Annotated in this window: 23 protein-coding genes and 1 pseudogene; 12 read left to right on the plus strand and 12 right to left on the minus strand. The window is 66.2% G+C overall.

The window, feature by feature from the left end; translation table 11 throughout:
- The 6 genes from WAN71_RS01750 to WAN71_RS01775 all read right to left on the minus strand — a co-directional run.
- Positions 1-634 (minus strand): NAD(P)/FAD-dependent oxidoreductase (locus WAN71_RS01750; protein ID WP_422223679.1); only part of this gene is annotated, 634 nt, incomplete at its 3' end.
- A gap of 49 nt (positions 635-683) precedes the next feature.
- Positions 684-1,184 (minus strand): isoprenylcysteine carboxyl methyltransferase family protein, encoded by a 501-nt coding sequence (locus tag WAN71_RS01755; protein WP_422223680.1) that lies wholly within the window; start codon positions 1,182-1,184, stop codon positions 684-686.
- A gap of 3 nt (positions 1,185-1,187) precedes the next feature.
- On the minus strand, positions 1,188-2,228 hold the full coding sequence (locus WAN71_RS01760; RefSeq protein WP_422223681.1) for a type III polyketide synthase: 1,041 nt from the start codon (positions 2,226-2,228) through the stop codon (positions 1,188-1,190).
- Between the two features lie 179 nt (positions 2,229-2,407).
- Entirely contained in the window at positions 2,408-3,421 is a 1,014-nt protein-coding gene (locus WAN71_RS01765; protein WP_422223682.1) for an NAD(P)/FAD-dependent oxidoreductase, read from the minus strand.
- On the minus strand, positions 3,418-3,972 hold the full coding sequence (locus WAN71_RS01770) for an isoprenylcysteine carboxyl methyltransferase family protein (protein ID WP_422223683.1): 555 nt from the start codon (positions 3,970-3,972) through the stop codon (positions 3,418-3,420). The genes WAN71_RS01765 and WAN71_RS01770 overlap by 4 nt, the downstream gene beginning before the upstream one ends.
- Before the next feature lie 3 nt (positions 3,973-3,975).
- A complete protein-coding gene (locus tag WAN71_RS01775) occupies positions 3,976-5,016 on the minus strand; it encodes a type III polyketide synthase (RefSeq protein WP_422223684.1) in 1,041 nt (346 codons plus the stop codon).
- 195 nt (positions 5,017-5,211) lie between these two features.
- Between WAN71_RS01775 and WAN71_RS01780 the strand changes: the two genes are divergently transcribed.
- On the plus strand, positions 5,212-6,360 hold the full coding sequence (locus WAN71_RS01780) for an NAD(P)H-binding protein (RefSeq protein WP_422223685.1): 1,149 nt from the start codon (positions 5,212-5,214) through the stop codon (positions 6,358-6,360).
- Positions 6,357-7,064, plus strand: coding sequence for a CPBP family intramembrane glutamic endopeptidase (locus WAN71_RS01785; RefSeq protein WP_422223686.1), 708 nt, complete (start codon positions 6,357-6,359; stop codon positions 7,062-7,064). The genes WAN71_RS01780 and WAN71_RS01785 overlap by 4 nt, the downstream gene beginning before the upstream one ends.
- Before the next feature lie 9 nt (positions 7,065-7,073).
- Here WAN71_RS01785 and WAN71_RS01790 read toward each other — a convergent pair whose 3' ends face one another.
- Positions 7,074-7,886 (minus strand): enoyl-CoA hydratase, encoded by an 813-nt coding sequence (locus WAN71_RS01790; protein WP_422223687.1) that lies wholly within the window; start codon positions 7,884-7,886, stop codon positions 7,074-7,076.
- Between the two features lie 159 nt (positions 7,887-8,045).
- Here WAN71_RS01790 and WAN71_RS01795 point away from each other — a divergent pair, with 159 nt between their 5' ends.
- Both WAN71_RS01795 and WAN71_RS01800 read left to right on the plus strand, forming a co-directional pair.
- Entirely contained in the window at positions 8,046-9,119 is a 1,074-nt protein-coding gene (locus WAN71_RS01795; RefSeq protein ID WP_422223688.1) for a CaiB/BaiF CoA transferase family protein, read from the plus strand.
- 65 nt (positions 9,120-9,184) lie between these two features.
- Positions 9,185-9,937, plus strand: a complete 753-nt coding sequence (locus WAN71_RS01800; protein WP_422223689.1) for a 3-hydroxyacyl-CoA dehydrogenase — start codon at positions 9,185-9,187, stop codon at positions 9,935-9,937.
- 211 nt (positions 9,938-10,148) lie between these two features.
- Here WAN71_RS01800 and WAN71_RS01805 read toward each other — a convergent pair whose 3' ends face one another.
- Positions 10,149-10,280: a hypothetical protein gene (locus WAN71_RS01805; RefSeq protein WP_422223690.1), complete on the minus strand. Its 132-nt coding sequence runs from the start codon at positions 10,278-10,280 to the stop codon at positions 10,149-10,151.
- A gap of 307 nt (positions 10,281-10,587) precedes the next feature.
- On the opposite strand from WAN71_RS01805, the gene WAN71_RS01810 reads away from it, so the two are divergent.
- The 3 genes from WAN71_RS01810 to WAN71_RS01820 are packed head-to-tail and all read left to right on the plus strand — an operon-like array spanning position 10,588 to position 14,304.
- A complete protein-coding gene (locus tag WAN71_RS01810) occupies positions 10,588-12,951 on the plus strand; it encodes an MMPL family transporter (protein ID WP_422223691.1) in 2,364 nt (787 codons plus the stop codon).
- Positions 12,944-13,663 (plus strand): TetR/AcrR family transcriptional regulator, encoded by a 720-nt coding sequence (locus WAN71_RS01815; protein ID WP_422223692.1) that lies wholly within the window; start codon positions 12,944-12,946, stop codon positions 13,661-13,663. The genes WAN71_RS01810 and WAN71_RS01815 overlap by 8 nt, the downstream gene beginning before the upstream one ends.
- Positions 13,660-14,304, plus strand: coding sequence for a class I SAM-dependent methyltransferase (locus tag WAN71_RS01820; protein ID WP_422223693.1), 645 nt, complete (start codon positions 13,660-13,662; stop codon positions 14,302-14,304). Before WAN71_RS01815 ends, WAN71_RS01820 begins: the two co-directional genes overlap by 4 nt.
- On the opposite strand, the gene WAN71_RS01825 is transcribed toward WAN71_RS01820, so the two are convergent.
- Positions 14,301-15,017: an NAD-dependent deacylase gene (locus WAN71_RS01825; RefSeq protein WP_422223694.1), complete on the minus strand. Its 717-nt coding sequence runs from the start codon at positions 15,015-15,017 to the stop codon at positions 14,301-14,303. The genes WAN71_RS01820 and WAN71_RS01825 overlap by 4 nt on opposite strands.
- A gap of 126 nt (positions 15,018-15,143) precedes the next feature.
- On the opposite strand from WAN71_RS01825, the gene WAN71_RS01830 reads away from it, so the two are divergent.
- On the plus strand, positions 15,144-15,509 hold the full coding sequence (locus WAN71_RS01830) for a GntR family transcriptional regulator (protein WP_422223695.1): 366 nt from the start codon (positions 15,144-15,146) through the stop codon (positions 15,507-15,509).
- A gap of 2 nt (positions 15,510-15,511) precedes the next feature.
- Here the strand turns inward: WAN71_RS01830 and WAN71_RS01835 are convergent, their stop codons facing one another.
- Positions 15,512-16,042, minus strand: a complete 531-nt coding sequence (locus tag WAN71_RS01835; RefSeq protein ID WP_422223696.1) for a DUF1697 domain-containing protein — start codon at positions 16,040-16,042, stop codon at positions 15,512-15,514.
- 44 nt (positions 16,043-16,086) lie between these two features.
- Here WAN71_RS01835 and WAN71_RS01840 point away from each other — a divergent pair, with 44 nt between their 5' ends.
- Positions 16,087-16,530, plus strand: coding sequence for a PPOX class F420-dependent oxidoreductase (locus WAN71_RS01840; RefSeq protein ID WP_422223697.1), 444 nt, complete (start codon positions 16,087-16,089; stop codon positions 16,528-16,530).
- 53 nt (positions 16,531-16,583) lie between these two features.
- Positions 16,584-16,772: a DUF5302 domain-containing protein gene (locus WAN71_RS01845; RefSeq protein WP_422223698.1), complete on the plus strand. Its 189-nt coding sequence runs from the start codon at positions 16,584-16,586 to the stop codon at positions 16,770-16,772.
- Positions 16,773-16,776: 4 nt separating this feature from the next.
- On the opposite strand, the gene WAN71_RS01850 is transcribed toward WAN71_RS01845, so the two are convergent.
- Positions 16,777-17,175 carry a DUF4345 domain-containing protein gene (locus tag WAN71_RS01850; protein WP_422223699.1) on the minus strand — a complete coding sequence of 133 codons (399 nt, stop codon included), beginning with the start codon at positions 17,173-17,175 and terminating at the stop codon, positions 16,777-16,779.
- Positions 17,176-17,246: 71 nt separating this feature from the next.
- Between WAN71_RS01850 and WAN71_RS01855 the strand changes: the two genes are divergently transcribed.
- A complete protein-coding gene (locus tag WAN71_RS01855; RefSeq protein WP_422223700.1) occupies positions 17,247-17,828 on the plus strand; it encodes an HhH-GPD-type base excision DNA repair protein in 582 nt (193 codons plus the stop codon).
- Complete coding sequence (locus WAN71_RS01860) at positions 17,825-17,971, plus strand: DUF1059 domain-containing protein (protein WP_422223701.1); 147 nt, start codon at positions 17,825-17,827, stop codon at positions 17,969-17,971. Before WAN71_RS01855 ends, WAN71_RS01860 begins: the two co-directional genes overlap by 4 nt.
- 15 nt (positions 17,972-17,986) lie before the next feature.
- Here the strand turns inward: WAN71_RS01860 and WAN71_RS01865 are convergent.
- Positions 17,987-18,442: pseudogene (locus WAN71_RS01865) on the minus strand (hypothetical protein); the annotation flags it as partial.

The raw sequence follows: 18,442 nt of genomic DNA on the forward strand, positions 1-18,442 counted from the left end.
AGGCAAGGTCGGGCCGGTGCCGCGACAGAATCGCCACGCCGACCAGATCCGGCTCCACCGGCGTCACGTACGCCTCACCCCAGGGCGACCAGTGCACTTCGACGAACTCCGACCATGCCGGTACAGCAAAGTGCCAGCGCACGCCGTAGCGGCGCGGATTTCCCGCCACCGCGTTGATTCCGACGGCGCGGCGCACCGACGAGTGCAGTCCATCGGCCGCCACCAACCATTTCGCCCGCACTCCGGCCGCCGTGACACCCGCCGCATCCTGGTCGACCTGGGTGATGCGCGTCGAAATCCACTCGGTGTCTTGTTCTTTCGCACGCGCGGCCAACGCGGCATGCAGCGTGGTGCGCCGCACTCCCCGACCCGGGCAGGCGCGAAAGCGTGCTTCGGCGCGACGGTGCTCGCTCAGGTAAGCGATGCCCCGGAACGGCAGGCCGGGCGGGTCGATCCCGAGCGACGTCAGCTCGGCCAGACCGCCGGGCATCAGCCCCTCACCACAGGCCTTGTCGATCGGGGTTACCCGCGGCTCGGCAACGATCACCGAAAGCCCCTGCCTGCGAGCGTGTAACGCGGTGGAAAGGCCGCCGGGGCCGCCGCCAACGACCAGCAGGTCCGCGTCGTACGTCATGGGCGCCGCTCCTCAGCATCGCTGCGCTCTGCATCGTCGGCGGCGCGCGTCATGTATAACCCAGCGCCGCGTTTTCCACCCTGATCCGCACCGTGAGCAGCAATGCGTTGGCCAGCGTGAAGCAGACCGCGGTCAGCCAGGCCGTGTGCACCAGCGGCAGCGCCACACCTTCGACGACGACGGCGACATAGTTCGGGTGATGCAGCCACCGGTACGGGCCCCGCCGTACCAACGGCGCCTGCGGCATCACGATCACCAGCGTGTTCCACCGATGGCCAAGTGTGGCCACGCACCACCAGCGCAGCGCCTGACTGAGTGCCACCAGCGCGAGCATCGGCCAGCCGAGCCACGCGATGAACGGTCGGTGCAATGCCCAGACCTCGCCGACGCAGCCGAGCAGTAGCGCAGTGTGGACCGCCACAATCACCGGATAGTGGCCACGGCCGAATTCCTCGCCGCCGTGGGCAAAAGCCCATCGTGCGTTGCGTTTGGAGACGATCAGTTCTACCAGCCGCTCGATGCCGATCGCCAGGATCAGCAGGTAGTACACGACCTACCAGCCGAGCAGCACGAGTTCCGAGCAGAACGCCGGCCCCATCGCCATCATCAGCCCGAACGAGCCCGGCGGCGGCGGATCGGCCATGTTGGCGCGAAGTACATCCAGCACTGACACCGACGAGAGGTTCCCGTTGTCGCGCAACGAGTTTCGGGTGTGGTCGAGGGCATCGGCGGGAAGGTCCAGGGTGTGCTCGACGGCTTCGATCACCTTCGGCCCGCCCGGGTGGCAGACCCACGTCGAGATGTCAGCGGGAGTCAGGCCGTGGTCGTTGAGGAAGTTGCGGACATCTTCGCCCAAGTACTTCTCGGCGACGTTCGCGACCTCGGTGGACAACTTGATCTGGAACCCGCTACTGCCGATATTCCAGCCCATGACCTCTTCGGTGTCGGGATAGAGCCGGCTGCGGGTGGCCAGCACCCGGGGCCCCGTCGGTGTGCGGGCAGACCCCTTCGCGACGACGGCGCCGGCGGCGTCACCGAACAGGCTTGCCGCTACCAGATTGGCGATGGAGTAGTCGTCGCGCTGCAGCGTCAGCGAACAAAGTTCGACGGCCAGCAGTACCGATACCTGATCGGGGAACGCGAGCAAGTAGTCATGCATGCGAGCCACCCCGGCGGCCCCGGCGACACAGCCAAGCCCGAACAACGGAACCCGCTTGACGTCGGGTCGCAATCCGACGCGGGTCGCCAGCCGGGCCTCCAATGTCGGCACCGCCAGACCGGTGACCGTCGTCGAGAAGACGATATCGACCTCGGACGGCTTGACCTTGGCGGCGTCGAATGCCGAGAGCAGCGCGCGCTCACCCAGTTCTAAGGCGGTCTCGATAAATATGTCGTTGGCTTCGGTGAAGCCGCTCAACTTGCCGTATTGCGACAACGGCAATGCGATGCGGCGCTTCTCTACGCCGGCGCTGGCGCCGAACCGCTCAAATTCCGGCCCGCCGAAACCGGTCAGGCCCGACAGTGCCTCCTGCTGGCCGACCTGGTGGGGCGGAAATTCGACCGCCACCGACGCGACGGACGCAAACGGTGTCATATTGGCTTTACTCCTGCGCGCCGGGCCGAAGGGGCGTGTTTTGTAATCGTATCCATCTGGTGGGTCACCGTTGGACAGCTTGGTTGATTCAATCCAATTAATTGGAGCTAACCAACAGTGTATTGGATAAACTCCATGGCGCCGCGGTTGGAACAGACGGCAGCCGGAGACGCCGCTATTCAGCGCGCCAATATGTGCACTGCCTGCTTGAATACGCCGGGTAGCAGTGTGCATGCGGGCACGATGGCGCGCCGCGCCGCGGGAGACACAGTTGTGAGTACCAGCCCGCGGGTGAGCAGCCGGTAGTCGCGGGTGATTCGATGCCAGGCCGATTCGTATGACGAGGGCATGTCGTCGGCGATGGCGCTGACCGCCGCGGCGGCCAGCTTGACGGCCAGGCTGACGCCCTCACCGGTCAGGGCATCCTCGTAACCGGCGGCATCGCCCACTAACAGCACCCGTCCCGCGACGCGACGGGACACCACCTGTCGCATGGGTCCGCAGCCGCGTGCCCGCCCGCGGCTGGCGCCTTGCAGTTGGTGCGCCAGCCGCGGGAACCAGGCAAGCTCCGGGCGCTCGCGCGACAGGATCGCCACGCCGACAAGGTCGGGCTCGACCGGTGTCACATACGCTTCACCCCATCGTGACCAGTGCACTTCGACGAACTCCGACCACGCCGGCACTTGGTAGTGCCAGCGCACCCCGTACCGTCGAGGTGTTCCGGCCACGGCGTTGATTCCGACGGCGCGGCGAACCGATGAATGCAGTCCGTCTGCGGCAATCAGCCATTTCGCGCGGATCCCGGCTGCCGTGACGCCGTGGACATCCTGGTCCACGCTGGTGATGCGCGTCGAGATCCATTCGGTGTCTTGTTCTTTGGCGCGTGACGCCAGCGCAGCATGCAAGGTGGTACGTCGCACACCGCGCCCAGGGCCGTCGCGGAAAGGTGCTTCGGCTCGGCGATGCTCATTCAGATACGCGATACCCCGCAACGGCATCCCGGCAGGGTCGACGCCCAGCGACGCCAGTTCGGCCAAGCCGCCGGGCATTAGGCCCTCGCCGCAGGCCTTGTCGATCGGAGTGTCTCGCGGTTCTGCCACGATCACCGAAAGCCCTTGTTGGCGAGCATTTATCGCCGAAGCAAGACCGGCCGGGCCGCCGCCGGCGATAAGCAAGTCGGCATCGTACGTCACCGGCGCCGCTCCTCAGCATCGCTGCGCTCTGCATCGTCACGACGCGGCTCGTCATGGTAGCCCAGCGCCGAGTTCTCAACCCTGATCCGTACCGTCAGCAGCAGCGCGTTGGCCAGCGTAAAACCCATCGCGGTCAACCACGCGGTATGCACCAGGGGCAGCGCCAGGCCCTCGGCCACCACGGCCACATAGTTGGGGTGATGAAAGAACCTGTACGGGCCACGTCGTACCAACGGGGCTTCCGGCAGCACGATGACCAAGGTGTTCCAGCGTCGGCCCAGCGTCGCCACACACCACCAGCGCAGCGCTTGGCTGGCTGCTACCACGGCAAGCATCGGCAAACCCAGCCACCCGATGAAGGGCCGGTGCAGTGCCCACACTTCGATCACGCAGCCTAGTAGCAGCGCCGTGTGGATGGTGACCATTACCGGGTAGTGCCGATGACCAAATTCCTTGCCGCCGTGGCTAAAAGCCCATTGCGCGTTGCGTTTGGCTACCAACAGTTCGATCAGGCGTTCAATGCCGACAACCAGGATCAGCAGGTAGTACATGGCCTACCAGCCGAGCAGCACGAGCTCGGCGGAGAAGCCCGGGCCCATGGCGATCATTAGTCCGATGGAGCCCGGTGGTGGTGGGTCGGTCATGGTGTCCTGGAGGATATCCAGCACGGAAACAGACGACAGGTTTCCATTGTTGCGCAGAGACTTTCGGGTGAGATCGAACGCGTCGGCCGGCAGGTCGAGCACGTTTTCCACCGCGTCGATCACCTTTGGGCCGGCCGCGTGCAAGACCCATGTCGAGATGTCGTCGGTGGTCAGCCCATAGTCGCCGAGGAAGTTGCGGATGTCTTCACCCATGTATCTCTCGACGATGGCGGCGATCTCGGCGGACAGGACGATCTGGAACCCGTCGGTGCCGATGTTCCAGCCCAGCACCTCTTCGGTGTCCGGGTAGGTACGGCTGCGGGTGGCAAGCAATTTCGGTCCGACTGGTGGCCGGTCGGCTCCGGTCGCGATGAGGGCTGCAGCACCATCACCGAACAGGCTGGAGGCGACCAGGTTCGCGATCGAACGGTCTTCGCGCTGAACGGTTAACGAGCACAGTTCGACCGCGAGTAGCGCCGCGACGTGATTGGGGAAAGCGCGGAGGTAGTCGTGCACGCGAGCCGTTCCGGCGGCACCAGCGACGCAACCCAGGCCGAAGAGCGGGACACGCTTGACATCGGGTCGAAGACCCAGGCGACTCATCAGCCGCGCTTCCAGTGAGGGAACGGTGAGCCCGGTGACGGTCGTGGAAAACACGACATCGATCTCCGAGGGCTCGATTTCGGCGGTCTCCATTGCCGACTTCATCGACCGTTCACCCAGCTCGAGCGCGATGTCGAGGTAGGCATTGTTCGCTTCGGTGAAGCCGCTGAGCTGGCGGTATCGCGATAGCGGCAGCGCAAGGTGGCGTGTCGCAACCCCGCTGGTGGCGGCGAACCGTCGAAACTCTGGACCGGCGAAGTCGGCCAAGGCCGTTATTACTTCGTCTTGGCTGTGCCGGTGCGACGGGAACTCGACCGCCACCGACGCGACCGACGACGCTCCCCTCATAAGGTCGGTCAGTTTGACGTCAGGTATCACCGGATGCGCGCCAGGCGTTAGGTTTCCCACATTGGAGGAACGGGTTTCCTCATGGGTTGGTTCAATTTCCCTGCAATTATTGCTAATTCGACGTCTGTCTAACTTCTGTTGATGGGAAAGCCGATTGCCGGTTTAATGCGCACACATTCCGTCTAGTTTGAGTGGGTGCGGATTCTGGTGACGGGCGCGACCGGTTACGTGGGATCGCGGCTGGTGACGGCGCTACTCGGAGCCGGCCATCAGGTGCTGACCGCCACCCGCGACCCGGCGCGACTAACCCGAATGGGCTGGTTTGACGACGTCCGCCCGGTCGCTCTGGACGCCTCCGATCCCGACTCGGTCCGGGCGGCGTTCGCAGCTGTCGGCCCGCTCGACGTGGTCTACTACCTGGTCCACACGATCGGTCAACCCGGCTTCCGCGATGCCGACCGGGCCGCGGCTGGCAACGTCGCCGCTGCGGCCAAATCCGCCGACGTGCGTCGCATCGTCTACCTGGGCGGGTTCGTCCCCGAGGATCCCGATGACGGGGCGCTGTCCGAACATCTCACCAGCCGGGCGGAGGTGGCCCAGGCGCTGACGGTCGACGGCGGCCCGGAAGTGGTGTGGGTCGGCGCGGCATTGATCTTCGGTGCCGGCTCGACGTCGTTCGAAATGTTGCGCTACGTCGGTGACCGGTTCCCGGTCATCCCGATTCCAGGGTGGATGGACAACCCGATCGACCCGATTTCTATCCGGGACGTGCTGTATTACCTGGTCGCCGCCGCCGATAGCGGACAAGTCCCGGCGGGCGCCTACGACATCTCCGGTCCGGATCGGACGTCTTACCATGCGCTGCTGAAAACCTATGCGCGGGTTTCCGGCAACTGGCACACCAGCCTGCCGGCGCCCGGGGTGAACACTGCGGTGGCGTCATGGGTCACGGCGGTGGCGCTGCCGGTGCCCGACGGGTTGGCCGCCGATCTGGTGGAGTCGCTGGATCACCCGATGCAGGCCGCCGGCTCCGGCCTGCGTGATCTGGTTCCCGACCCACCCGGCGGGCTGATTCCTGTCCAGGAAGCGATCACCCGAGCGTTATCGGGTGGCCGGCCCTTTCCGGTCAACGCGCTGGCCGATCCACACCACCTCGCGGACAGCGATCCGGCGTGGGCCGGCGGCGATGCGCTGCGGCTGCGGCGGCTCGCAGTAATGGTGACCCCGTCGATCGCGCGGCCCGGTCTCGCGTTGGTGGATGCCGTCCCAGGGCCCATCGCCGGTGCGCTGCGAACCGGCCTCGACATGCTGATCACTCTGACACCAAAGGTGCGCTTCGCATGAGCAGTCAGTCCAGCGCTCTGGCCGATATCCGTCGCGGGATAGTCAATGTCGCTGTGCCGCACAACGAACCGCCGTCAATCGTGCGACGCCGCCGGGTTGTTGTGGTGATCGTGCTGCTACTCGGCGCGGCGGCGTTGGGGTTTGCGCTGCGCCAGCATCCCGGCGAGCCGAGGTTCTACTGGTGGTCGCTGGTGCTGGTCGCGGTGTGGGCGCTCGGGGCGCTCGCCTCCGGCCCGCTGCATCTGGGCGGCGTCCGCTGGCGAGGCCGCAACCAGCGGCCGGTGATCTCCGGCACCGTGATGGGTCTGCTGCTCGGCGGCGTCTTCGTGGTCGGCGGGCTGATCGCCAGGGAGATCCCCGCTGTCTCTGAGTTGATCACCCGCGTGCTGCACTACACCGACCAGGGATCGTGGCGGCTGACCATGACCGTCGCGCTGCTGGGCGGGATCGCCGAGGAATTGTTCTACCGCGGCGCGCTCTACACCGCTCTGGGCCGGCACCATCCGGTACTCATCTCGACCGCCGTGTACGTGGCCGCCACGCTGGCCAGCGGCAATCTGATGCTGGGGTTCGCCGCCATCTTTCTGGGCACTGTGTGCGCCTGCGAGCGCCGGGCCACCGGCGGTGTGCTGGCACCGATCTTGACCCACTTCGTGTGGAGCCTGGTCGTGCTGCTTGCGCTGCCCCCGCTGTTCGGCCTGTGAATCCGCAAATCAGCTGTCGGTGAAGTTCGGTGTCCGACGCTCTTGGAAAGCCCTTGCGCCCTCGCGGAAGTCGGGTGATTTCAGCAGGACTTGCTGGCCCTCCAGTTCGCGCTGAAGCGCAGCCTCCAACTGCGGAAGTGTCGCCGCGTTGATGGCATCCTTGGTCTTGGCGAACGCCACCGCGGGGCCGGACAGCAATCCGGACACCACCTTGTTCACCTCGGCCTCGAAGTCGTCGGCCGGGTAGACGGCGCTGATCAGGCCGCCGGCCAAGGCGTCGGCGGCGGACAGCCGCTCGGCCAGCAACGCCATTCGCATCGCACGTGTTCGACCGATCGCCGCGGCAACCAGCGCCGAAGCACCGCCGTCGGGCATCAGGCCGATTTTTGTGAAGGCGAGCATGAAAAACGCTGTGTCCGAGGCCAATACCAGGTCGCAGGCCATGGCCAGGGATACCCCAACGCCGGCGGCCGGCCCTTGAACGACGGCTACAACCGGCCGCGGCAGCGCCACGATGGCCCGGACCGCGCGGTTGACGGCCAAGATGAGCCCCGTCCCCGGGCCGCCGGCTGTGATGTCGTCGGCGCTCATCCCCGCTCCCGAGCTGAAGCCGCGGCCGGCGCCGCCCAACCGCACCACTTTCACCCGGGGATCGGTGGCCGCCTGCTCCATCGCATCCGCGATGCCGGTCAGCACTGGCAACGTCAGGGAATTCAGGCTCTCCGGACGATCGATCGTCACCGAAAGCACCCCGTCGGCAAGGGTGACGGCAAGCCCGGCGACGGGCGCGAGGATGTCGATTCCGGAATCGATGGCGGTCATGGGCTCGACTTTAAGCCACCTCCGGACACCGGGCTGAAGGGCCGTTGACGGCGGCTGCGAAGATGCGAACGTGTGATTTGGTGGCGACCCGCTGCGCCCGGCTTCGCCGCGCTTGCGATCGCCACGTGATTTGGTCTGTCGACAGGAAGGTCGGGAGAGATGGCGGGACCACTGACAGGGCTGCGAGTCATCGAGCTTGCCGGAATCGGGCCAGGCCCGCACGCCGCGATGATCCTCGGCGACCTCGGCGCCGACGTTGTGCGAGTAGACCGGCCCGGAGCAAGCGGCGCAGACCCCATGCTGCGCAACCGCCGCTTCGTCGTCGCCGACCTCAAGTCCGAGCAGGGCCGCGAGCTTGTCCTCAAACTCGTCGCCAAGGCCGACGTGCTGATCGAGGGTTACCGCCCGGGCGTCACCGAGCGCCTGGGTCTGGGCCCGGAGGACTGCGCCAAGCTCAACGAACGGCTCGTCTACGCCCGGATGACCGGCTGGGGGCAAACCGGCCCCCGCAGCCAGCAGGCCGGTCACGACATCAACTACATCTCACTCAACGGCGTGCTGCACTCGATCGGCCGGGTCAATGAGCGGCCGGTGCCGCCGCTGAACCTGGTCGGCGACTTCGGCGGCGGGTCGATGTTCCTGTTGGTCGGCATCCTGGCGGCGCTGTGGGAGCGGCAGAACTCGGGCAAGGGCCAGGTCATCGACGCGGCGATGATCGACGGGTCCTCCGTGCTGGTGCAAATGATGTGGGCGATGCGCGCCATGGACATGTGGACCGACGACCGGGGCACCAACATGCTCGACGGCGGCGCGCCCTACTACGACACCTACGAGTGCTCGGATGGTCGCTATGTCGCGGTGGGTGCCATCGAGCCGCAGTTCTACGCGGCGATGCTGGCCGGGCTTGGCCTGGACGTCGCCGAGCTGCCGGCGCAAAACGACCGGACCCGCTGGCCCGAGCTGCGGGCCCGGTTCACCGAGGTGTTCGCCAGTCGCGACCGCGACCATTGGGCGAAGGTGTTCGCCGATTCCGACGCTTGCGTGACGCCGGTGTTGGCGTTCGGTGAGGTGGAGACCGAACCGCATGTCACCCAGCGGAATACCTTCTACCGGACCGGCGGGGGACTGCAGCCGCTGCCGGCGCCCCGGTTCTCGCGCACGGTTCCCGGTGAGCCGCGCCCGCCCGGGCAGCCCGGAGCCGACACCGAAGCCGTCCTCAGCGAATGGGTATAGTCCCGACCAACCAGTAGGTCGGCTCCTGTGGGGGAGCGGCCCGACCGAACCGAAAGGAACATTGCGTGGAGATCAGGGATGCGGTAGCACTCGTCACCGGTGGGGCCTCCGGCCTGGGCCTGGCCACCACCAAGCGCCTGCTGGACGCCGGCGCGCAGGTGGTCGTGCTCGATCTCAAAGGTGAGGAGGTCGTCCGCGAGCTTGGCGATCGTGCCCGCTTCGCACCCGCCAACGTCACCGACGAGAAGGCGGTGACCTCAGCGCTGGATATCGCCGAGTCGCTTGGCCCGCTGCGCATCGTGGTGAACTGCGCGGGCACCGGTAACGCCATCCGGGTGCTGGGTAAGGACGGCGTCTTCCCGCTGGATCTCTTCCGCATCGTCGTCGAGATCAACCTGATCGGCACCTTCAACGTATTGCGGCTCGGAGCAGAGCGGATCGCCAAGACCGACCTCATCGGCGAAGAGCGCGGCGTCATCATCAACACCGCCTCGGTGGCAGCCTTCGACGGCCAGATCGGTCAGGCCGCCTACTCGGCGTCTAAAGGCGGCGTGGTTAGCATGACGCTGCCGATCGCGCGCGACCTGGCCAGCAAGGGCATCCGGGTGATGACGATCGCGCCCGGCTTGTTTGACACCCCGCTGCTGGCCGGGCTGCCCGAGAAGGCCAGGGAGTCGCTTGGTCAGCAGGTGCCGCACCCCAGCCGGCTGGGTAAGCCCGACGAGTACGGCGCGCTGGCGGTGCACATCGTCGAGAACCCAATGCTCAACGGCGAGGTTATCCGGCTGGATGGCGCGATTCGGATGGCGCCGCGGTAGGACAGCGGTAACCGGGCAGAAAAAGGCCCGCCGACGACGATGCAGTCGCGAAGCGGCTGAGGTGGGGGTACCTCCCGCTTGCGGGGGAGAGTCGGGCGAAAAAAACCCCCGCATCGCGGGGGCCGAAACAATGAGACAACGGCAAAGGTGCCTTTGAGGCTCAGCGGTGCCTCGTCACCGCGCCCAAATCGACGGGCGCGCGCCGCGCAGTTCAGCTGGCGGTTGGGAGCGGGTGCCAGTCGTCGAGCTGCTCCGAGCACTCGCCCTCTACCAGCACGTCGCCATGGTAGAGAGCCTCGAAATCAGCTTTGATCACGTCGGCACTCGAGTCGTCGATCCACATGTAGATCAGCGTATGAGACGGCTCTAAGGAATCTTTGAGTCACGATTCGGAAAACGTTGGCAATATTACCGCCGGGTAGCATTACGGAGGCGGTGGACGGCCTGTCCGGGCTACCGGATATTGGTCATGGATCGAATTACCAGCCGATAGCCTCCGAGGAATGTCCTGGTTAATCGGCGTCACGGTGAACCATCCCGGATGCCGGGTACGTATCTATCGATAAGGCGTAAGAGGGGCGCGCTAGATGTTGTGTGGCTAAGTTATCGCTGATAAGTTAGCGCGGGTACCCACCGGTGGAAGGACAGGCATGCTGCAGCGAATCGCTCACCTCGCCATCGTCGCGCCGCGCCGCATAGTTCTCATCGCAGGTCTGGTCATGGTGGCCGCCGCGGTCTTCGGTATCCCGGTCGCTAAAAATCTGTCCGTCGGCGGCTTCCAAGACCCGACGTCGCAATCTGCCCACGCCCTCCAGTTGTTGACCGACAAGTTCGGGCAAAGCGATCAGCAGATGTTGATTGTGGTGACCGCACCCGCTGGTGCCCGCAGCCCCCAGGCCCGCCAGACCGCCACCGACATCGTCGACCAGCTGAAAGGGTCAACCTCGGTATTCAACGTGTCCTCGGCGTGGACTTCGCCGCCGCAGGCCGCCGCGGATCTAGTGAGCAAGGACGGCAAGTCGGGACTAATCGTTGCGAACCTCAAGGGTGGCGAAAACAACGCGCAGAAATACGCCAAGACGCTGGCTGCCCAAGTTTTGCACGACCGGGACGGCGTGACTGTGCGCGCCGGCGGCGTCGCGATGGCCTACGACCAGATCAACCAGCAGAACAAACGCGACCTGCTGCTGATGGAATCCCTGGCGATTCCGTTGAGCTTCGTGGTGCTGGTGTGGGTGTTCGGTGGGTTGCTGGCGGCGGCGCTGCCGTTGATGCTGGGCGGGTTGGCAATCGTCGGATCGATGTCGGTGCTGCGGCTGATTTCGTTTACCACCGATGTGTCGGCGTACTCGCTGAACCTGACCACCGCGTTGGGCCTGGCGCTGGCGATCGACTACACGCTGCTGATCATCAGCCGCTACCGCGACGAGCTGGCCGACGGCAGCACTCGAGATGAGGCGCTGATTCGGACGATGGCCACCGCCGGTCGCTCGGTGCTGTTCGCCGCGGCGACCGTCTCCTTGTCGATGTCGGTGATGGTGCTGTTCCCGATGTACTTCTTGAAGTCGTTCGCCTATGCCGGCATCGCCACCGTGGGATTCGTCGCGTTCGCCGCGATCGTAGTGACACCGGCCGCGATCGTCCTGCTGGGGCCACGGCTGGACTCCTTGGACGTGCGACGGCTGATGCGCCGGGCGCTGCGCCGCCCCGATCCGGTGCGCAAACCGGTCGAGCAGCTGTTCTGGTACCGCTCGACCAAGTTCGTGATGCGCCGAGCCGTGCCCATCGGTCTGGTTGTGGTCGGGCTGCTGCTGCTGCTCGGGGTCCCATTCCTCGGGGTGAAGTGGGGCATGCCGGACGACCGGGTGCTGCCGCGTTCGGCCTCAGCGCATGCGGTCGGTGACCAACTGCGCCGCGATTTCACCGATGACTCGGCGACGGCCGTGCCTGTTGTCATCCCGGACGTCCGCGGGGTGCGTCCGGGCGACCTCAGTCGCTACGCCGCGGATCTGTCGCGGGTACCCGACGTGTCGACGGTGTCCGCCCCGACCGGAACGTACGTGGCCGGCAACCGGATCGGACCACCCGCCGCCGCCACCGGGTTGGCAGACGGCAGCGCATTTCTCACCGTGTCCACCACTGCGCCGCTGTTCTCGCAGGCCTCTAACACCCAACTCGACCGATTGCACGACGTGCCCGGGCCGGCCGGGCGATCCGTCGAGGTGGCCGGAATGGCACAGATCAACCGCGACAGCGTCGAGGGCATCATGACGAGATTGCCGCTGGTGCTGGGGCTGATCGCGGTCATTACCGTCGTGCTGCTGTTCCTGCTGACCGGCAGCGTGGTGCTGCCGCTGAAGGCGCTGGTGCTCAACGTGCTGTCGCTGACGGCGGCATTCGGCGCGTTGGTGTGGGTCTTCCAGGACGGCCATCTTGGCGCGCTAGGGACAACTCCCAGCGGGACCTTAGTGGCGAACATCCCGGTGTTGTTGTTCTGCATCGCATTTGGGCTGTCCATGGACTACGAGGTGTTTTTGGTCTCGAGGATCCGCGAGTACTGGCTGGCGTCCGGCGCGGGCCGGCCGGCGACACCGACCCCGGCCGCAGCCCGTGCCGCCACTGACGAGAGTGTGGCGCTCGGGTTGGCCCGCACCGGCCGGGTGATCACCGCCGCTGCCCTGGTGATGTCGATAACATTCGCCGCGCTGATCGCCGCCCAGGTGTCGTTTATGCGGATGTTCGGTCTCGGCCTGACACTTGCCGTGCTGGCGGACGCCACCTTAGTGCGGACGGTGCTGGTGCCGGCGTTCATGCACCTGCTCGGCCAGTGGAATTGGTGGGCGCCCAAACCACTGGGCTGGATGCATGACCGGTTCGGGATCAGTGAGGCGACCGACGGCGCGATCCTGCCGGCGACCGCTGAGGCTTCGATCGGGCGGCATCGCCGCGAAGACGTCGACTCGCCGGTGTCCATCGGCGGTCGGGCCGCCGCAACGGTCAGCGACAATGGCTAGCCCGTCCACCGACAATCTTCGTCGTCGTCGTGCACCACGTGGATCCGGCGATCTGCTCCACGACCAAATCCTGGCCGCCGCTACCGAACTCCTGTTGGAAACCGGGCACGCCAAAGAGGTGTCGATTCGCTCGGTGGCGCACCGCGTCGGTGTGACGCCGCCGTCGATCTATCTGCATTTCGAAGACAAAGACACCCTGCTCGACGCGGTGTGCGCACGCTACTTCGAGAAGCTGGATGAGGAAATGCAGCGGGTCTCCGCGGGGCAGCCGTGCACCATCGACGTGCTGCGGGCGCAGGGGCTCGCGTATGTCCGGTTCGCCACCGAGACCCCGGAGCTCTACCGGATCGCGACGATGGGTGAGTGGCGTTCGGGCAGCGACGTCGACGCCGCCTTGACCAGCTCGGCGTTCGAGCACATGCGTGCCACCGTGCGGTCGCTGATGGACCAGGGCATCTGCCCGCCCGGCGATGCCACGACTGTCGCGCTGCAGCTGTGGAGTGCTGCGCACGGAGTGGCATCGCTGCTGATCGCCAAACCGCACCTGCCGTTCGGCGACGCAGAAGGGTTCGCCGACCGGGTGCTCGGTGCGGTGTTCTGCGGGCATATCGTGGAGGGACTCGCCGGCGCCGACGCCACCCCGCAGCAGACGGTGGAATGGCTGATGGCGGTTGGCTCTTTGCAGAAACGGACAGAAGGTTCGCAAGCGTGACGTCATCGGCTCCGGTAAGGGTCGACAACCCGTTCTTTGCCCGGATCTGGCCCACCATCGCCGCCCACGAGACCGAGCAGATCCGTGCGCTTCGTCGGGAAAATCTCGCTGGCTTGTCGGGCCGGGTCCTGGAGGTCGGTGCGGGCATCGGGACCAACTTTCCGCTTTACCCGGATTCCGTCGCGCAGGTGGTGGCGATCGAGCCCGAGCATCGGCTGGCCGTGCGGGCCCGCGATGCGGCCGCCGACGCACGCATTGCGGTCGTGGTGGGCGATGCGGCGGTGGAGGATTTCCCGGCCGCCGAGCCATTTGATGCGGTGGTGTGCTCGCTGGTCCTGTGCTCGGTGGATGACCCCGATTCAGTTCTGCGCCAACTATTTTCGTGGTTGAGCCCGGGCGGCGAGCTGCGCTATCTGGAGCATGTGGCCAGTGGCGGAATCCGCGGCCGGTTCCAGCGGTTGGTCGATGCGACGATATGGCCGAAGCTGGCGGGTAACTGCCACACCCACCGCCACACCGCAGAATCGATCCGCGCCGCGGGATTCGAAGTGGACAATGCCCGAATCGAACAGACGCTGCCGGCGTGGGCGCCGCTGCCGGTGTCGGAGTTCGTGCTCGGCCGGGCGCGGCGTCCGGCTTAGTTCAGCAGCGCGGGCAGCCGTTGCAGCAGCGTCGGCAGCGCCTTGCTGGCCGTCTCGCGCACGGTGAGGGTGGCGCTGTCGGACAGCGGCGTCGGCTCCGGGTTGACCTCGATGACGACCGTGCCGCGCGCCAGCGCCAACTCAGGCAGGCTCGCCGCCGGGTACACGATGGCCGAGGTGCCCACCACGACCAGCACGTCGGCGGCGATTGTCGCCTCCACCGCGTGCTGCCACGGCTCCTCGGGCAGCGGCTCACCGAACCACACGATGTCGGGCCGGATCAAACCGCCGCACCGGGTGCACGTCGGCGGCTCAACTTCCAGGGCCGGCTCCGGCATCTCGGGGAGTTCACCGGTGTAGGGCAAACCGCAAGTCGCGCAACGGAAGTCGAACAAGCTGCCATGCAGGTGATGCACCGGTGAGCTACCGGCGCGCTCGTGTAGGTCGTCGACGTTCTGGGTGACGACGCTGACCTCGGCGTGGTCCTGCCACGCCGCGACGGCGCGATGCCCGGCGTTGGGCTCGACAGTGGCCACCAGGTAGTGCCGCCACAAATACCATCCCCAAACCCGTTCCGGGTTGCTAAGCCAGCCTTGCGTGCTGGACAACTCGTAGGGGTTGAACCGAGCCCACAGTCCGGTCTTGTCGTCGCGAAACGTCGGCACGCCGCTCTCCGCCGAGATTCCGGCGCCGGACAGGACCGTTATCCGCACCCCACCAACATAGCCCGGCGACGATGCAGTGGGGGCACCCCCAGCCGCGCAGCGGCGAGGGGGACGCGCAGCGCGATGAGGAGGAGCCGGGCGATCAATATAGCCGGACTGCGGGATACTGAGCAGGTGGAGCTGGGGGAGTGGCTGCAGGTTGACGGGCGAGCGGGTCGACCGCTGTTCGACCAGCTCCGACACCAGATCATCGACGCAATTCGAGACGGTACGTTGCCGCCGGGGACTCGACTGCCGACGGTCCGTGAACTGGCCGGTCAGCTCGGCCTGGCGGTCAACACCGTGGCCCGCGCTTACCGCGAGCTGGAGACCGCTGGCGTCGTCGAAACCCGCGGACGTTTCGGCACATTCGTCGCCCGCGCCGACCCGTCGGATTCCGCGATGGCGGCCGCGGCGCGCAGCTACCTCGACGTCGCACGCGGGCTGGGGCTCGGCAAGGCGGAGGCGCTGCGCTACCTCGAGGCCGCCTCCGACGACTGAGCTCAGCGCAGAACTTTGACCAGCGTGCGCACGTTGCGCGTAGTGGTCGAGGATTTGTATCGCTTCTTGCCCATCGTTTTGCCGATGGTGCTGTCCAGCGTGTGGTTCTTGGCCACCTGCCAATAGATCACGCCGGCGGAATCGGATCCGCGGCTGATCTTCTCGTCGGCGCCGGCTTGGTCGGCCAGCGCGGCGAGTTCGTCGAGCACGCCGGTATCGCTGACGAACGTGACATAGGACTGGTAGCCGTCCCGCTCGGAATCGAACGGGTAGCCATCGACGATGTCTCGCACCGTCTCAAGGGGGTACACCAGCACCCACGCGTCGTAGCCGAACCGCTGCCGCAGCGCGCTCTCGGCCTTGGTGCGCACCGCATCCGCACCAGCGCGTGACTGCAGGGTGATGTTGCCGCTCGCCAAAATCGTGCGCACTTCTGCGAACCCGGCTTCGGTCAACGCGTCCGCTACGTCGGCCATCTTGAGGTTGACGCCACCGACGTTCACGCCGCGCAGAAACGCCGCGTAACGGGTCATGAGCGTGATGGTAGCGGCCGGGCGACGACTAGTAGGCTTTCGCCATGGGACGCCAAGTGTTCGACGACAAGCTGCTGGCCGTGATCGCCGACAACTCCCTTGGCGTGTTGGCCACCGTCAAGCGCGACGGGCGTCCACAGCTGTCCAACGTTAGTTACTACTTCGACGCCCGCAACGTCACCGTTCAGGTGTCGGTCACCGAACCGCGCGCCAAGACCCGCAATCTGCGCCGTGACCCGCGGGCTTCGCTACTGGTCAGCGCCGACGACGGCTGGTCCTATGCCGTTGCCGAGGGCACCGCGGAGCTGACACCGCCGGCGCTCGCACGCGACGACGACACCGTCGAAGCGCTGATCACGTTGTACCGCAACATCGCCGGAGAACACCCGGACTGGGACGACTATCGCCAGGCGATGGTCACCGACCGTCGCGTCTTGCTGACCATGCCGATCGCACACGTATACGGCATGCCGCCGGGCGTGCGGTGATCGTGAATCACGCCGAACTGCCGCGGGCGCGCAAGCCGCGCTAGGCTGCGGGCATGGCTGCATCCAAGTCGGGGCCGGATCCTGCGTCGGAGGACGGCACCAAACGCAAATTCCGCGAAGCGCTCGAGCGCAAGAATGCGAAGTCGGGGACCGGATCGGATCACAAGGACGGCGGCGCCAAGCAGCCCCGCGTGCACGGGCCGGTGGAGAACCGTCGAGAGTTCCGTCGCAAGAGCGGCTAGTCGCCTACCCGGCGGAAGGCAGCGCGGCTTTCTCGTCGGCATCTGCAATCCCGAAAAACACGGCGGGAACGACGAATTCAATTGCTGTGAGCACTTCCTGGAACCAGTGCGGCCGGCCATTGTGAACCAGCGAAATCAACCGTCCGACCGCGCCCAACAGCATCAGGCCCGCCAGCAGACGCACATCGGCGGCCCGGATCGGGGATGTGCGCGCGGCGCGTAGCCACGCGAAGCCATACCCGGCGAAAAAGGCCGAGTAGAACCGCTCCCGCGAATCGACCGTGGCGTTGGCGTCGGTCGCGCCGGGAACCGAGGCCGTCCCGAGCGCGAAGTGGTAGACGCCGATGGCGATACAGGAGAGTCCGGTGAATCCCGCCAAGGTCCTCACGTAGGTGCCGGCCATGTCGAGCTCCCCTCACCGATCCAATGGTGTACCGCCACCGTATCCCGTCAGCGCAGTCTTAAACTGTGACGGTGCCGAAGCTGCAGCTTGCCCAAGACCCAGCCGCGGATGCGCTGCTGTCAGCCAACCCGTTCGCTTTGCTGGTCGGGATGGTCCTGGATCAGCAGATCCCACTGGAGGTCGCGTTCGCCGGCCCGAAGAAGATTGCCGACCGGATAGGCGGCTTCGACGCAGCCGTGATCGCGGACTATGACCCGGACAAGTTCGCCGCCCTGTGCTCGGAAAGGCCTGCAGTACACCGTTTTCCAGGCTCAATGGCCAAGCGCATCCAGGCGGTGGCGCAGATCGTCGTGGACAACTACGACGGCGACGCCGCCGCGTTGTGGACAGCCGGCGACCCCGACGGACCGGAGTTGCTGCGGCGACTTAAGGAGCTACCGGGATTCGGCGAGCAGAAGGCGCGAATCTTCCTGGCGCTGCTCGGCAAGCAGTACTCGGTAACCCCGAAGGGTTGGCGGACAGCTGCCGGCGACTACGGCAAGGCCGGCACGCACATGTCGGTCGCCGATATTGCCGACGCCCGCTCGCTCGAGCAGGTGCGGTCCTACAAGAAGCAGATCAAGGCAGCTCAAAAGGGAAAGGCGGCAACGTGAAGACACACCTGAACTGTCCGTGCGGCGAGGCCATCGTCGGCAAAGACGAAGACGAATTGGTCGACCTCACGCAGGCACATCTTGCCAGCGTTCATCCCGGTCTGGAATACGACCGCGACGCCATCCTGTTCATGGCCTACTGACAGATAGAGCCGGGGTTACGGCACCACCGTCGAGCCGATGGTGGGCAGAAACTGGCACTGCTTGTCCTTGGTGGTGACCTGCCCGAAGATCGTCGACATGACGCTGCCCGAACCGGTGTCGGCGATGGCGGTCAACGTGGTCGGCCCTGCCGGGTTGATGTCCGGTTGCGGCTTGAGCGTTACGCTGCCCGACTTGCCGGTCGTCAAGTTCACCCAGGTCACGTTCAACGGCAGCTTCTGCACGTCGGCAGGTCCCGGTGTGCCGATGGCGGTGAACACGTAAGCGGTCTGCCCGGCTTTGGGGCCTGGCGTAGGGATCTTCGCGGGCCCGGCCACCGACAGCGCGGCCGCGAGCACGTTACCGCCGTCGGCCAAGCAGCCGTTGCTGATCGAGGGATACATGAAATCCTGCGTGGGCGGCGCGTCCGGGCTGAAGCCCGGAGCTGCGGCCGCGGGCGCGGGTGCCGGTGC

The sequence above is a fragment of the Mycobacterium sp. genome (assembly GCF_049280035.1).
Taxonomy (GTDB): Bacteria; Actinomycetota; Actinomycetes; order Mycobacteriales; family Mycobacteriaceae; genus Mycobacterium.